This is a genomic window from Streptomyces sp. 3N207, assembly GCF_052246355.1.
Taxonomy (GTDB): domain Bacteria; phylum Actinomycetota; class Actinomycetes; order Streptomycetales; family Streptomycetaceae; genus Streptomyces.
Map to the genome: position 1 here is coordinate 156,577 of NZ_JBQQBV010000014.1, position 14,642 is coordinate 171,218.

The window sequence follows — 14,642 nt, forward strand, 5'->3', positions numbered from 1 at the left end:
CCAGGTGCCTGAAGACGGCCGTTGGCCCGCCACGGCGCACCGTGACGGGCCAACGCGGTCTCTCGGACCACTTGTCGGACGCCGGTTCAACCATCTTTCGGCCGGCGGCCGGCAGCTGTGCTCAGCCGCTGGTCGGCGCGAACCCGACGGCCAGCCGCGGCGCCGAGTCGCTGATGGACGAGCGTTCCGAGATCAGGTTGTCCTGGAGGAAGAACCTGTTGTTCTCGAAGATCAGCGGGGAGTCCACCGAGTAGGCGTCGACGGAGAACGCCTGCTCGCCCTGGTCGAAGTCGGAGGCGGGCATCTTCAGCAGCGTCGTCTGCTTGCCGCCCTTCGGGTCGACGCTGACGATCTCGCCGCCTTTGCCCAGGCTGGGCGTCTTGTAGCCCAGCACATGGCTGCCCTGCATCTTGAACGGGATGATGTTGCGGTCGGCGCCCGCTTCCGACTTCCACTTCGTCCGGCCCGTGTTGAAGTCGAAGGCCATGATCTCGTTGGTGTCGGACAGGTCGTCGCTCTCGCCGTCGTGCTCGGTCGTGGAGAGGTAGACCGCGTCGGGCCCGACGGCCATGCCGTAGCAGCCGTTGACCTCCAGCTCGCAGGGCTTGTTGTAGCGCTTCCCCAGCGAGATCTTGGCCTTGAGCTTGTGGTCCTCGCCGACGGTGAACACGTCGCTGGCCAGCTCGTCGCCGGCCCCGGTGACCAGCACGAGAGGGTCCGTGGAGGCGATGCGGACGTTCTTGACGCCCTTGGGCGGCTCGAACTTCCACTTGGCCTTGCCGGTGTCCGGGTCGAGCTTCTGGACGGAGACCTGCGGCTTGTCGAAGTCGTGGCCGCACTCCACAACGGCGACCAGCGACTTGCCGCCCTGGTAGCCGGTGTCACGGCAGTTGCTGGGCTTGGCCTCCCAGAGCTTCTTCTCCGAGGAGATCTTGTAGCCGACCGAGCCGCCGATCCACGCCGAGGCGACGGTGTCACCGCTGATGGCCACGTTGTCGATGGACCTGGTGTCCGAGTTGGGCATCGTCTTGTCCCAGGCGATCTTCTTCGCGTCCAGGTCCACGATGACCATACGGGTGCAGTCGGCGCTGTTGGAGATGGTCTCCTGGACGATGACGGCGACCTTGTGGTCCTTGGTCATCTCGTTGGAGGCCGCGCAGACATTGCCCTTGAGCGGGATCTTCGTCTCGTTGCCCGACTTGAAGTCCTGGACGAGCATCTCCCGTACCGAGGACTTGGCGAACACCTTGTCGGTGGCCCAGGCGCCGGCGACGGTGGTGACGTCCTTGACCTCGGGCGCCTTCATGTCGACGATCTGCTTCGCCTGCGGGTCCTTCGGCGGCGTGTTGGGGTCCTTCTGCTGCGAGTTCTTCTCCCCGTCCTTGGACTCGTCGTTCTTCTTGTCGTCCTTGGTCAGGAAGAAGACACCGGCAACGGCTATCAGCGCGACGACGACAACGCCCGCCACCACTGCGATGATCTTGGAGTTGTTGTTGCCGCCACCGCCACCGGGCATGCCGCCTGAGGTGTTGGCGTACGGGTAACCGGCCGGGGGCTGCTGCCCGTAGCCGCCGGGCGGCGGGCCGGGGGGCGCAGGCGTTCCCGGGGGCGGGCCGGGCGGGCCGGGCGGACCCGAGGGCGGGGACACCGCACCGAAGGCGGCCTGCGTGGGCGCCGCGTGCGCGTTCTGCTGCGGGTAGCCGTAGCCGGGCGGCGCCGCGGGCGTGGGCGGCTCCGACGACTTCCCGAGCGAATGCGGGGGCTGCTGCGGAGGCTGCGGGGGCTGCTGCGGATAGCCGTAGGACGACTGGCCGGGGTCCGGCTGCTGCGGGTAGCCGTAGGACGGCTGATCCTGCGGATCACGCGGCGGTTCCTGCGGTGCGCCGTAGCCTCCGGATGGCGGCTGGCTAGGCGGCGGAGGCGGCTGCGACATGAACAATCCCTCGTTACGGGCAGACCGGCGCCGGACCTTCAACCCCTTACGGGCAAACCCCCGTAGGGCCGAGCGAATCGGACATGTGGCCTGCCAATGGCAGACTTCAGAGCGGAAGTTCTTTCTACCATCGGACACGATCCGGCCACCGCGCCGGTTCCCGGCCACCGCCCCCGTGACACCGAGTCGCAATCACCTCGGGACCGAGTCGGAACGCGCGCGGGACCGCTACGCGTGCCTGTCGTCCGCTGCCGCGCCCCTCAGTCGCCTTCCGACTCGGCCAGCTCCAGCCAGCGCATCTCCAGCTCCTCGCGCTTCTCCCGCACCTCACGCAGCTCAGCGTCCAGGCCCCCGATCCGCTCGAAGTCGGTGGCGTGCTCGGCCATCTCGGCATGCAGGGCCGCCTCGCGCTGCTCGGCCTTCTCCAGCTGGCGCTCGATCCGCTGCATCTCCTTCTGCGCCGCACGGGAAAGCGCGGCGGGCTTGGCGGGCGCATTGGCCGACGTGGCCGACGCCTTGGCCGCGGTCCCGTTCCCGGCCGGTGCCGCCACGGGGGCCGCAGCGGCGGCCCTGGCCTCCATCCGGGCCCGGCGCTCCAGATACTCGTCGATACCGCGCGGCAGCATCCGCAGCGTCGCATCGCCCAGCAGCGCGTGGACGCGGTCCGTGGTGCGCTCGATGAAGTACCGGTCGTGCGAGATGACGACGAGCGAGCCCGCCCAGCCGTCCAGCAGGTCCTCCAGCTGTGTGAGGGTCTCGATGTCCAGGTCGTTGGTCGGCTCGTCCAGGAAGAGCACGTTGGGCTCGTCCATCAGCAGCCGCAGGATCTGCAGCCGCCGCCGCTCACCGCCGGACAGATCACCCACCGGCGTCCACTGCTTCTCCTTGGCGAAGCCGAACCGCTCGCACAGCTGCGAGGCCGTCATCTCCCGGCCCTTGCCCAGGTCGATCCGGGAGCGTACGGCCTCCACCGCCTCCAGGACGCGCAGCGTGGGCTCCAGCTCGGCGACCTCCTGGGAGAGGTACGCCAGTTTCACCGTCTTGCCGACCTTGATCCGGCCCTCGGTCACCAGCGGTGACGTCTGCTCGCCGCCGGTGCGTGCCGTGTCGGCGAGAGCCCGCAGCAGGGACGTCTTGCCCGCGCCGTTGACCCCGACCAGGCCGATCCGGTCGCCGGGCCCCAGCTGCCACGTCAGATGCTTGAGCAGCACCTTGGGCCCGGCCTGTACGGTCACGTCCTCCATGTCCAGGACCGTCTTGCCCAGCCGGGAGTTGGCGAACTGCATCAGCTCCTGGCTGTCCCGGGGCGGCGGCTCGCCCTCGATCAGCGCGTTCGCCGCCTCGATACGGAAGCGCGGCTTGCTGGTACGCGCCGGAGCACCGCGCCGCAGCCAGGCCAGCTCCTTGCGCATCAGGTTCTTCCGCTTGGTCTCCTCCTGCGCGGCGATACGTTCCCGCTCCGCGCGGGCGAAGACGTAGTCGGAGTAGCCGCCCTCGTACTCGTGCACCGCACCGCGCTGCACGTCCCACATCCGGGTGGCGACCTGGTCGAGGAACCAGCGGTCGTGCGTGACGCACACCAGCGCGGAGCGGCGGGCCCGCAGATGGCCGGCCAGCCAGGAGATGCCCTCCACGTCGAGGTGGTTGGTCGGCTCGTCCAGCACGATCAGGTCCTGCTCGGCGATGAGCAGCTTGGCGAGCGCGATCCGGCGGCGCTCGCCGCCGGAGAGCGGGCCGATCACCGTGTCCAGGCCCTGCGGGAAGCCCGGCAGGTCCAGGCCGCCGAACAGCCCGGTGAGCACATCGCGGATCCGCGCGACGCCCGCCCACTCGTGGTCGGCCATGTCGCCGACCACCTCGTGCCGGACGGTGGCCTGCGGATCGAGGGAGTCGTGCTGCGTCAGCACACCGGTGCGGAGACCGCCGGCGTGGGTGACCCGGCCCGCGTCCGGCTCCTCCTCGCGGGCCAGGATCTTGATGAGGGTGGTCTTGCCGTCGCCGTTGCGGCCGACGACGCCGATCTTGTCGGCCTCGCTGACGCCCAGGGAGACGGCGTCGAGGAGGGTGCGCGTGCCGTGCACCTTGTCGACGGCTTCCATGTTGACGAGGTTCACGGGGGTGCCGCGGTTGCCAGCCATCTCACTCCTGTTGGGGACCAGCCCCCAAGGGTAGTCCCGCGCGGGCCGCCGCCGGGCAGCGGCCGGGGCCAGGGCCTCAGCTGCCGTGCAGCATCAGCGCTATGCCGCCCACCATCAGCACGCTCGCCGCGGTGCGGGGCCAGCCGAAGCGCTCCTTGAAGAAGACGGCACCGATCGCGGCCCCCGCGATGATCGACGACTCCCGCAGCGCCGCCACCGGTGCCAGCGGCGCCCGCGTCTGCGCCCACAGCACCAGCCCGTACGCCAGCACCGACAGCGCGCCGCCCAGCAGCCCGCGCAGCGCGACGGGGCGGAGCTGCGCGGCCAGCTCGCGGCGGCGGGTGGCGATCGCCCATGCGGGGATCGCCAGCCCCTCCAGGATCATCAGCCACGCGATATAGCCGAGCGAGGTGCCGGAGGCCCGTACGCCCACCCCGTCCACGACGGTGTACGCGGCGATGGCGAGCCCCGTGCACACGGCGGCCGTCAGCGCGGGCCACTGCGGTCCGGCGCCGGTGCCCGCCCCGCTGTGCCCCTTGCCCCGCAGCCCCCACAGGGCGACCCCGACCAGCCCCGCCGAGGCCAGCAGCACCCCGGCCAGCTGCCAGGGGTCGGGCATCTCGTGCACGAAGACCGCCGCGAGCACGGTGACCACCAGCGGCGCCGTACCCCGTGCGATGGGGTACATCTGCCCGAACTCCCCCATCCGGAAGGAGCGCATCAGCAGCGCCTGGTAGAGGACGTGCAGCGCCGCCGAGACGAGGAGCGGCGGCCAGGCTCCGGCGGCCGGCAGCGGTACGAAGCAGGCCAGCACCGCGCCGCACAGGCTGCCACCGCCGCCGACCAGGGTGAAGGCGAGCAGCTGGTCGCGGATGCCGTGCGCGAGGGCGTTCCAGGTGGCATGGGTGAGCGCCGCGGCCAGCACCGCGGCGACGACTATCGGCGTCACCGGTCGCCGTCCACTGCGCCCGTGCGGGGTGAATGCGTCATGCACGGGACGCTACCGGCGAGTTGACCGGCCCCCTTCCTGCGGGGTGCCGAAGCCCACCCGCCCTGAGGGGACGGGTGGGCCGGAGCATGCGCGGGGCTCAACCCCCGGCGGATTCCAGGACCTTGCGGACGACGGGTCCCGCGTTGTCACCACCGTGCCCGGAGGCGGGCACGACGGCCGCGGAGGCGATGTCACCGGAGTACGCCGTGAACCAGGCGTTGGGCTTCTTCTGCCCGTCGACCTCGGCGGAACCGGTCTTGCCGCCCACGTCACCGCTGAGCCCGGACAGGGCCTTGGCGGCGGTGCCGCTGGTGGCGGTGAGCTTCATCAGCGACTTGAGGTCCTTCTGGACGCCGGGCTTCATGGCGCGCGATGCCTTGGCGAGGGAGCGCTTGTCGAGCGAGGCGGGCACCAGATACGGCTGCTTGAAGGTGCCGTTCTGCACGGTGGCGGAGACGGACGCCATGGTGAGCGGGTTCATCCGCACGCCGCCCTGGCCGATGAGGGAGGACGCCATCTGCGCGTCGGACTGCACGGGGACGCTGCCGTCGAACGTACCGGTACCGGTCTTCCAGTTGAGGCCGATACCGAAGACCTCGCGGGCCTCCTTGGTGAGGTCGTCGTCCTTCAGCTTGGGCGCCTGAGTGATGAAGGCGGTGTTGCAGGAGCGGGCGAAGCTCTGCGCGAAGGTGCCGCCCTTGATCTGGAACTTGTCGAGGTTCTGGAACTTCCAGCCGCCGTATGTCGAGTACTTCGGACACGGGTGCGCCTTGCCGGGCGAGGTGATGCCCTTGTCGAGCAGCATGGCGCCGGTGACGACCTTCATGGTGGAGCCGGGGGCCAGCGAGCCGCGCAGAGCGCTGTTGAAGCCGCCGGCGGGAGAGTTGGCGATGGCCAGGATCTCGCCGGTGCTGGGCTTGACGGCGACCACGGACGCCTTCGGCTTGCCGCGTACGGCGGCCTCGGCCGCGCGCTGCGCCTTGGCGTCGAGAGTCGTCTTCAGCTTGCCGGGGCTGGGCTTGGACAGCTGCCGCAGCACGGTCTCGGTCTTGCCCTTGGCGTCGGCGATCCGGGTCTGCACACCCGGCGAGCCCTCGGTCTTGTCGCCGTAGCGCTTGCCGATGTCGCTGATCACGTCGGCAAGGGTGGGGTGTTCTCGGGTGCTGAGCTTGGAGCCGTCGCGGTCGACCGCGGTGACGGGCGGGGTGCCCGACTCGTCGGTCCTGATCGTCTGGCCGTCCTTGAGCTTGGGGTGCAGCACGGACGGCTTCCAGTCGACGACCGGCTCGCCGGTGCCGGAGGCGCGGACGATCTCCAGCGCGGAGTCGTACGTCCAGGCGGAGCGCTTCTGGCCGTAGGCGACCCGCGCCGCGACGTGGAAGGGCACCTTTTCGCCGTCGGCCGCCTTGGGCGTGACGGCGACCTTGGAGATGTGGGCCTTGCTGCGGAAGGCGGCCAGCGCCTTGCCGGCCGTTCCGGGGTCGTCGGTCAGCTTGGCGGCCTTCCGCGGCTCGCCGCCGGCCCAGGCACCGAGGAACTCCTTCGCGGCGGTGCGCACTTCCTGCGCGCTCAGCGGACCCTTCTTGACCTTGCGCGGCGCCTTGCCCTCGCCGTCGGCGGCGACGGTGCCCTTGGGCTCCTCACCGTCGCTGTCGACCAGGGCGTAGACGCCGACGCCGGTGAGCCCGACGACGACGGCGGCGACCCCGCCGATCACGGCCATCTTCTGTGTGTCGCGCATCCGAGTTCTGCCCCTCCACCCCGCCTTGGCCTTGTGCGGCCGAAGTCCTGACGCGAGGCACCCTAGAGCACGTCCATGACAGAACGTGTCCTGGTATGCCCGTTCGGCCCCTTCTTCCGCGGATCTGGCTTCCAGGATTCACCGGTTCCGGGAAACCCTGCCGGAGAGCGGAACCACCGCACCGCGGCGGCCGCGCGCCCGCGGCCCTGAGGCAGACGAGCAGCATGGGGCGATCGGTTCCGGATCACGGCCATGTGTCCGAATCGCGATCTTCGGGTCATCCGAACGTTGTGTTCGGGCCGTCCTCAGATGCCGTCGGACTATGCCCGGACGATGGACGATGCCGTCAGACCGTGCCGTCAGACCGGGCCGTCAGATCCATGAATCCAGCCACATCCGGTGCCGCCACTCTCCGAGCGGAATCGTCTCTCCGGTGTAGATCGGCCAGAAATAGATGAAGTTCCAGACGATGAGCAGCCCGACGACGCCCACCGTGATCACGCCCATGGTGCGCCGTCTGTCGTCCGTACCCGGTGGTCCGGCCAGCGCGCCGGCCGCCATGGCCAGGCCGAGGCACAGGAAGGGGAGGAAGACCACGGCGTAGAAGAGGAAGATGGTGCGCTCCTGGTAGGCGAACCAGGGCAGATAGCCGCCCACCACCCCGCACAGGATCGCGCCCGCGCGCCAGTCGCGGCGGAAGAACCAGCGGTAGAAGACGTAGACGAGCGCGGCGCAGGCGGCCCACCACAGCACCGGGGTGCCCAGCGCGAGGACTTCCCGGGCGCAGCCCTCGGCCTTGTCCGTACAGCCGTCGGTGCCCGCCTTGGGCGACTCGTAGAAGTAGGAGACGGGACGGCCCAGGACCAGCCAGCTCCACGGGTTGGACTGGTAGGTGTGCCCCGAGGTGAGGTTGACGTGGAAGTCGTAGACCTCGCTCTCGTAGTGCCACAGGCTGCGCAGCGGTCCGGGCAGCCAGCCCCAGGGGCCGGCGGCGCCCTGCTTGTCCGCCCAGTCGCGGAAGTAGCCCCCGGACGTGGCGAACCAGCCCGACCAGGAGGCGATGTAGGTGACCACCGCGACCACCGGCAGCGAGACGAAGGCGGGCAGCGCATCCTTGCGGAGCATCGCCAGGAGGGGCCGCGAGGCGCCCGCGGTGCGGCGCGCGCCCATGTCCCACAGGACGGTCAGGATGCCGAACGCGGCCAGTACGTACAGCCCGTTCCACTTGGTGGCGCAGGCCAGCCCCAGACACACCCCGGCCGCCAGCCGCCAGGGCCGCAGGCCAAGGCCCGTCCGGTCCCCCACGAAGGCGTCAGGCAGCGGCACGCCGGTGTCCGGCCCCTCATCGGTGCCGCCGCGTGGCAGCAGCGCCGCGAGCCGTTCCCGGGTCCGGTCACGGTCGACGAGCAGAGCGCCGAACGCGGCCAGCACCCAGAACATCACCACCAGGTCCAGCAGCGCTGCGCGGCTCATCACGAAGTGCAGCCCGTCCACCGCCATCAGGGCACCCGCCAGGCACCCCAGTACCGTCGAGCGGAACAGCCGGCGCCCGATACGGCACAGCATCAGCACCGAGAGGGTGCCGAGCAGCGCCATCATGAACCGCCAGCCGAACGGATTCAGCCCGAAGAGGGCCTCGCCGAGCCCGATGATCCACTTGCCGACGGGCGGGTGGACGACGTACGAGCCCTCCGGTGAGAGGGGGATGCGCTGCGGATCGCCCAGGATCTTGTCGTTGGCGTTGTCCGGCCAGGTCCCCTCGTACCCGTGGTGGATGAGCGACCAGGCGTCCTTGGCGTAGTACGTCTCGTCGAATATGACGGCATGCGGGGAACCCAACTGCCAGAAGCGCAGCGCCCCCGCCACCAGCGCGATCAGCAGCGGCCCGCCCCAGGCCGCCCAGCGCGCCAGCCGCAGCGACACTTCGGGGGCGAGCCCGAAGACGGCGCCAGGGCGCGGATCCGGTTCCGGGAACGGCGGGGTGAGCCGTTCGCGGACACCGGCGCGTGGCCGGGCCGCATAGCCGAACCGGCGCAGCCGCGCCTGCCACCTGGGGAGCCTCGGGGGGCCGTGCCCGCGCCCGGTGCTGCCCTCGCAGTCCGGGCTGTCGGGCCCGCCCTGTTTACGGTCGGCGTCCCCCACGGTGTCACTGGTCGTCACGCGGGCCATCGTAGGGATCGCGGGGGCGCCGTGTGCGGGCGCGTCGCCGCCGGTGCCCGGTCGGACGGGTGATGGGGCCAGGACTGCCGGTGGACGCTGCGAGGATGGACGGGTGACTGGAACCCTCGTACTCGCCGGGACCCCCATCGGCGACCCCTCCGACGCCCCGCCGCGGCTCGCGGCCGAGCTGGCCGCCGCCGATGTCGTGGCCGCCGAGGACACCCGGCGGCTGCGCAAGCTGACGCAGGCGCTGGGTGTGACACCGGCCGGGCGGATCGTCTCCTACTTCGAGGGCAACGAGGCCGCCCGTACGCCCGAGCTGGCCGAGGCGCTGGTGGACGGAGCGCGGGTGGTGCTGGTGACGGACGCGGGCATGCCCTCGGTCTCCGACCCGGGCTACCGACTGGTGGCGGCGGCCGTGGAGCGCGGGGTGCCGGTCACCGCCGTCCCCGGCCCCTCGGCGGTGCTGACGGCGCTGGCGGTCTCCGGGCTGCCGGTGGACCGGTTCTGCTTCGAGGGATTCCTGCCGCGCAAGCAGGGCGAGCGGCACAGCAGACTGCAGGAGGCGGCCGAAGAGCGGCGCACGCTGGTGTATTTCGAGGCTCCGCACCGGCTGGAGGCCACGCTCGCCGCCATGGCCGAGGTCTTCGGCGCGGAGCGGCAGGCGGCCGTGTGCCGGGAGTTGACCAAGACCTACGAGCAGGTACGGCGTGGTCCGCTGGGCGAGCTGGTGCAGTGGGCCGCCGAGGGCGTGCGCGGCGAGATCACCGTCGTCGTACGGGGTGCCGAGGCACCGGCGGCGGGCGAGGCGGACGCGGCGGAGCTGGCCCGCCGGGTGGCGGAGCGCGAGCAGGCGGGCCAGCCGCGCAAGGAGGCGATCGTGGAGGTGGCCCGTGAGGCGGGCGTACCGAAGCGGGAGGTCTTCGACGCAGTGGTCGCCGCGAAGAACGCCGGGGGAGCCCGCGAGGGCGGGCCGCCGGGTAAAGGACTTGCGCGGTAGAGCAAAGGGAAGGTCCATGGACACCCGTTACCTTGACGCTTCGCCCAAATTTCCCCAAACGAAGGAAAAGCACTACTGAGCTTCCTTCCAGTGCGCTCATCGGAGGAGTGCACTGGCTGTGGGCGCACTGCCCGAAGGAAGGGAGCTGCCATGAAGGACGAGAGCGGCATCGGCAAGGACATAGCCGGCGCGTCCCACACCGCCCCGGAGACGGTGCACGAGGCGTATGCGTTCGCCTGCATGAAGTGCGGTCACGGCTGGGAGCAGGACTACGAGATCCAGCATCTCGAATACGCGGACGGCAAGCCTTTGATCGTGTACTACGAGGACGGAGAACGCGTTCCCTCGCCGCTCACCAGGCCCACGTGCCGGTTCTGTGACGGGCATCTCGTCCGCATCATGCGGTCGGGTCGCGTCTCGAAGGCAGAGGCTGCGCTTCCGCACCACTGAAGCGCACCACTGAGGGCCCCTCCCCGCCAGGAGAGCAGTGACACGGCCGCGCTTTATCATCGCCGGTATGTCCACCTCCCCGGCCCCGAACAGCGCAGCGACGAACGCCGCGAAGGCTCGGGCGGCGCAGGCACCCCCGCCGCCGCCCGAGCCGCTCGCCGTTCCGGTCGCGGACTCCCACACCCACCTGGACATGCAGGAGTCCGCGGTCGCCGACGCGCTCACCGCGGCCGCCGCCGTGGGTGTGACGACGGTCATCCAGGTCGGCTGCGATCTGGAGCGCTCCCGGTGGGCCGCCGAGACGGCCGCCGCGTGGAAGAACGTCTGGGCCGCCGTCGCGCTGCACCCGAACGAGGCCCCCCGGCTGGCCGCCGCGGGCGGCGAGGCGGCGCTGGACGAGGCGCTCGCCGGCATCGAGAAGCTCGCCGCGCTCCCCCACGTACTGGCCGTCGGCGAGAGTGGCCTGGACTACTTCCGCACCGGCCCGGAGGGCGTCGCCGCGCAGCAGCGCTCGTTCCGCGCCCACATCGAGCTGGCCAAGCGGCTGGACAAGGCGCTGGTCATCCACGACCGCGAGGCGCACGCGGATGTGCTGCGCGTCCTGGACGAGGAGGGCGCTCCCGAGCGGACCGTCTTCCACTGCTTCTCCGGCGACGCCGAGATGGCCGGGCTGTGCGCCGCCAAGGGCTACTTCATGTCCTTCGCCGGGAACATCACGTTCAAGAACGCGCAGCCGCTGCGGGAAGCGCTCGCCGTGGCGCCGCCCGAGCTGCTGCTGGTGGAGACGGACGCACCGTTCCTGACCCCCGCGCCGTACCGGGGCCGCCCCAACGCGCCCTATCTGATCCCCCTCACACTGCGCGCGATGGCCCGCACCAAGGGCATGGACGAGGAGCGGCTGGCCCGGCACATCGCGGCGAACACGGCGCTGGCCTTCGGCTACTGAGGCACCGGCCCCTGCTTGCTGCGGGCCGGGTCCGCGCTGCGGTCTCCGCGCCCCGTGCGCGGCCGTAAACTGGCGCGGTGAGCGCTGCCCCTTCCGACCCGTCCACCACGCCCGACGCCTCCGGCAGCGGCGTGCTGCTCGGCCCCGCAGAGGTGCGGGAGCTGGCGCAAGCGCTGGGGGTGCGGCCCACCAAGCAGCGCGGGCAGAACTTCGTCATCGACCCGAACACGGTGCGCCGTATCGTGCGCACCGCCGAGGTCCGCGACGACGACGTCGTCCTGGAGGTCGGCCCCGGGCTGGGCTCGCTCACCCTGGCGCTGCTGGAGACGGCGGCACATGTCACCGCGGTCGAGCTGGACGACGTGCTGGCCGCGGCCCTGCCCGCGACCGTACGGGCCAGGCTGCCGGAGCGCGCCGGGCACTTCTCCCTGGTGCACGAGGACGCGCTGCGGGTCACCGAGCTGCCCGGACCGGCGCCGACCGCGCTGGTCGCCAACCTCCCCTACAACGTGGCCGTTCCCGTGCTGCTGCACCTGCTGGCGACGTTCCCGAGCATCGCCCGGACGCTGGTGATGGTGCAGTCCGAGGTCGCCGACCGGCTGGCCGCGCCGCCGGGCTCGAAGGTGTACGGGGTGCCGTCGGTGAAGGCTGCGTGGTACTGCGAGGTCAAGCGCGCCGGGGCGATCGGGCGGAACGTCTTCTGGCCCGCACCCAACGTCGACTCCGGGCTGGTCTCGCTCGTACGACGCGCGCAGCCGCCCGCGACCGCCGCGAGCCGCGAGGAGGTGTTCGCCGTCGTGGACGCGGCGTTCGCCCAGCGGCGCAAGACGCTGCGGGCCGCGCTCTCCGGATGGGCGGGCTCGGGCGCCGCCGCCGAGGAGGCGCTGCGCGCAGCCGGTGTCTCCCCGCAGGCGCGCGGGGAGTCGCTGACCGTCGCCGAGTTCGCCGCGATCGCGGAGGCCGGCCCGCGCCGTGACAGCGCACCGGCGGACGACGGCCGGAGCCGGCTGGACGACGACCGGAACGGAGACGAGGAGCACACCGCGTGACGCAGCCAGCCGCCGCCACCCCTGCCGAGCCCACCGGGACGATCACGGTCCGCGTTCCGGCCAAGGTCAATGTGCAGCTGTCGGTCGGCGGGCTGCGCCCCGACGGCTTCCACAGCCTGGCCAACGTCTTCCTCGCCGTCGGCCTGTACGACTCGGTCAGCGCCACCCGCGCCGAGGAGCCCCGGCTGACCGTTTCCGGACCGGACGCCGCGCTGGTGCCGCAGGACCGCACCAATCTGGCGGCGCGCGCCGCGGAGCTGCTGGCCGAGCGGCACGGGCTGGCGCCCGAGGTGCATCTGCACATCGCCAAGGACATCCCCGTCGCGGGCGGCATGGCCGGCGGCAGCGCGGACGCCGCGGGCGCCCTGCTGGCCTGCGACCGGCTGTGGGGTCTGAACACCCCGCGCGAGGAGCTGCTGGGGCTCTGCGCCGAGCTGGGCTCGGACGTGCCGTTCAGCTTCGCGGGCGGTGCGGCGCTCGGCGAGGGCCGGGGCGAGGTGCTGACTCCGCTGGAGGTGGGCGGCACCTTCCACTGGGTGTTCGCCGCCGCGGACGGCGGACTGTCCACGCCGGACGTCTACCGCGAGTGCGACCGACTGCGCGCCGACGACGACGTGCCCGAACCGGTGGCCTCCGAAGCGCTGTTGGCCGCGCTGCGCGCGGGCGACGCGCAGGCGCTGGCCGGTGCGCTGCGCAACGACCTCCAGCCCGCCGCGCTCTCGCTGCGGCCCTCCCTCGCCGAGACCCTCAACACCGGCCTTGCCGCAGGCGCCTTGGCGGCGCTGGTCTCCGGATCCGGGCCCACCTGCGCGTTCCTGGTGGCCGACGCCGACTCCGCGGCCCGTACGGCGCACAATCTCACCGCGTCCGGCACCTGCCGTGCGGCTCGCGCCACCACGAGCCCGGCGCCGGGCGCGACGGTGGTGTGACCCGCGTTCGAAGCTTGCCCCGCAAAGGGGGCTGCGCTTGCCCACCCTGCGCCCCTGGCACAGACTGCCCAAGCTTCGCGGGGACCCTCAACCCGCGGCGCCCACCGCGGAGCGCAAGGCCCGAATCAGAGCTTGCGGACGCGGGTCACTGGTCACCGAACGGTGCAGCGCACCAGTGACATAGCCGAAAGAGACCCCCGTCTCCGGGTCGGCGAAGCCGAGGGAGCCGCCCCGCCCGGGGTGGCCGAAGGAGCCGGGGCCCAGCAGCGGGCAGGCCGGGCCGTGCAGCATGTAGCCGAGGCCGAACCGGGTGCCCACGATCAGCACCCGGTCGGGTCCGTCCGACTCCAGGGAGCGGGCCTGGGTCAGCGTCGCGGGGGTGAACAGGCGGCGGGCCGTACCGAGAGGGCTCAGCAGCGCAGCGTAGAACGCGGAGAGGGAGCGTGCTGTGGCGATGCCGTTCGCGGCGGGGAGTTCGGCCGCGCGGTAGGCCGGGGCGTTCTCGTCGGGCTTCGGCGCGATGGCACCGAAGGCGCGGCGGGTGAGCGAGCCGGGGTCGGTGTAGGCGTCGGTCACCGAGCGCTTGGGGCGGGTCCGCAGTGCGCCGGGCTCCGGCGCGGGCGCCTCCCGTTCGGCGACCCGGGCCACCCGGCCGGCGGCCGCGATCTCGTCGGGCAGTCCGATCCACAGGTCGAGGCCGAGCGGCCCGGCCACCTCGTCCGCGAACCAGCGCCCCAGGGAGCGGCCGCCGCTGGCGCGTACCACCAGTTCACCCAGCAGCCAGCCGAAGGTGTGCGGGTGGTAGCCGTGCGCCGTACCGGGCTGCCATTCGGGGGCCTGCGCGGCGAGCGCCCGCGCTGCCCGGCCCGGCTCCAGCACCTCCTCGGGGGTGAGCGGAAACTCCAGCACCGGCAGTCCGGCGCGATGCGCCAGCAGATGGCGGACCAGGACGCGTTCCTTGCCCGCCGTCTTGAACTGCGGCCAGTACGAACCGACTGGCGCGTCCAGATCGAGCTGGCCGCGCTGGTGCAGCAGATGTGGAACGGCCGCCGCCAGGCCCTTGGTCGCCGAGCGGATCACCACTGCGGTGTCCTCGCTCCAGGGTGCCGCGTCGGGGTCGGCCGGGTCGGTGCTGCCGCCCCACAGGTCGACGACTTTGCGGCCGTCCCGGTGCACGGCCAGCGCGGCTCCCTGCTCGCCGCGCTGCTCGAAGTTGCGTATGAAGGCGTCCCGGACGGGCTCGTACCCGTCCGCCACCGTGCCGTGCACCACGTTTCCTTCGCTCCTGTCGCCATGAGGGCGCAT

General features: G+C 71.8%; 11 protein-coding genes. 5 read left to right on the forward strand and 6 right to left on the reverse strand.

Translation table 11 applies throughout. The features are described from left to right. Nucleotides 1–121: 121 nt before the first annotated feature. From ACTWP9_RS22505 to ACTWP9_RS22525, 5 genes are all read right to left on the reverse strand, one after another. Complete coding sequence (locus ACTWP9_RS22505; RefSeq protein WP_443248031.1) at nt 122–1,933, reverse strand: outer membrane protein assembly factor BamB family protein; 1,812 nt, start codon at nt 1,931–1,933, stop codon at nt 122–124. Between the two features lie 260 nt (nt 1,934–2,193). Beyond that, nucleotides 2,194–4,071: an ABC-F family ATP-binding cassette domain-containing protein gene (locus ACTWP9_RS22510; RefSeq protein ID WP_443248032.1), complete on the reverse strand. Its 1,878-nt coding sequence runs from the start codon at nt 4,069–4,071 to the stop codon at nt 2,194–2,196. 76 nt (nt 4,072–4,147) lie between these two features. Continuing rightward, nucleotides 4,148–5,020, reverse strand: a complete 873-nt coding sequence (locus tag ACTWP9_RS22515) for an EamA family transporter (RefSeq protein ID WP_443248033.1) — start codon at nt 5,018–5,020, stop codon at nt 4,148–4,150. Nucleotides 5,021–5,159: 139 nt separating this feature from the next. Beyond that, nucleotides 5,160–6,803: a penicillin-binding transpeptidase domain-containing protein gene (locus ACTWP9_RS22520; protein WP_443248034.1), complete on the reverse strand. Its 1,644-nt coding sequence runs from the start codon at nt 6,801–6,803 to the stop codon at nt 5,160–5,162. A 372-nt stretch (nt 6,804–7,175) separates the two neighbouring features. Next, on the reverse strand, nt 7,176–8,972 hold the full coding sequence (locus tag ACTWP9_RS22525; RefSeq protein ID WP_443248035.1) for a dolichyl-phosphate-mannose--protein mannosyltransferase: 1,797 nt from the start codon (nt 8,970–8,972) through the stop codon (nt 7,176–7,178). A 103-nt stretch (nt 8,973–9,075) separates the two neighbouring features. On the opposite strand from ACTWP9_RS22525, the gene rsmI reads away from it, so the two are divergent. The 5 genes from rsmI to ACTWP9_RS22550 all read left to right on the forward strand — a co-directional run bounded on the left by rsmI (nt 9,076) and on the right by ACTWP9_RS22550 (nt 13,337). Next, nucleotides 9,076–9,963: a 16S rRNA (cytidine(1402)-2'-O)-methyltransferase gene (rsmI, locus tag ACTWP9_RS22530; RefSeq protein WP_443248036.1), complete on the forward strand. Its 888-nt coding sequence runs from the start codon at nt 9,076–9,078 to the stop codon at nt 9,961–9,963. A 150-nt stretch (nt 9,964–10,113) separates the two neighbouring features. Next, the gene (locus tag ACTWP9_RS22535; protein ID WP_443248037.1) at nt 10,114–10,413 is read left to right on the forward strand and encodes a hypothetical protein; all 300 of its coding nucleotides are present in this window, start codon (nt 10,114–10,116) and stop codon (nt 10,411–10,413) included. Nucleotides 10,414–10,480: 67 nt separating this feature from the next. Continuing rightward, nucleotides 10,481–11,359, forward strand: a complete 879-nt coding sequence (locus ACTWP9_RS22540; protein WP_443248038.1) for a TatD family hydrolase — start codon at nt 10,481–10,483, stop codon at nt 11,357–11,359. 77 nt (nt 11,360–11,436) lie between these two features. Beyond that, on the forward strand, nt 11,437–12,408 hold the full coding sequence (gene rsmA, locus ACTWP9_RS22545; RefSeq protein ID WP_443248039.1) for a 16S rRNA (adenine(1518)-N(6)/adenine(1519)-N(6))-dimethyltransferase RsmA: 972 nt from the start codon (nt 11,437–11,439) through the stop codon (nt 12,406–12,408). Next, the gene (locus ACTWP9_RS22550) at nt 12,405–13,337 is read left to right on the forward strand and encodes a 4-(cytidine 5'-diphospho)-2-C-methyl-D-erythritol kinase (RefSeq protein ID WP_443248040.1); all 933 of its coding nucleotides are present in this window, start codon (nt 12,405–12,407) and stop codon (nt 13,335–13,337) included. The genes rsmA and ACTWP9_RS22550 overlap by 4 nt, the downstream gene beginning before the upstream one ends. An 87-nt stretch (nt 13,338–13,424) precedes the next feature. On the opposite strand, the gene ACTWP9_RS22555 is transcribed toward ACTWP9_RS22550, so the two are convergent. Beyond that, on the reverse strand, nt 13,425–14,642 hold the full coding sequence (locus ACTWP9_RS22555) for a serine hydrolase domain-containing protein (RefSeq protein ID WP_443248041.1): 1,218 nt from the start codon (nt 14,640–14,642) through the stop codon (nt 13,425–13,427).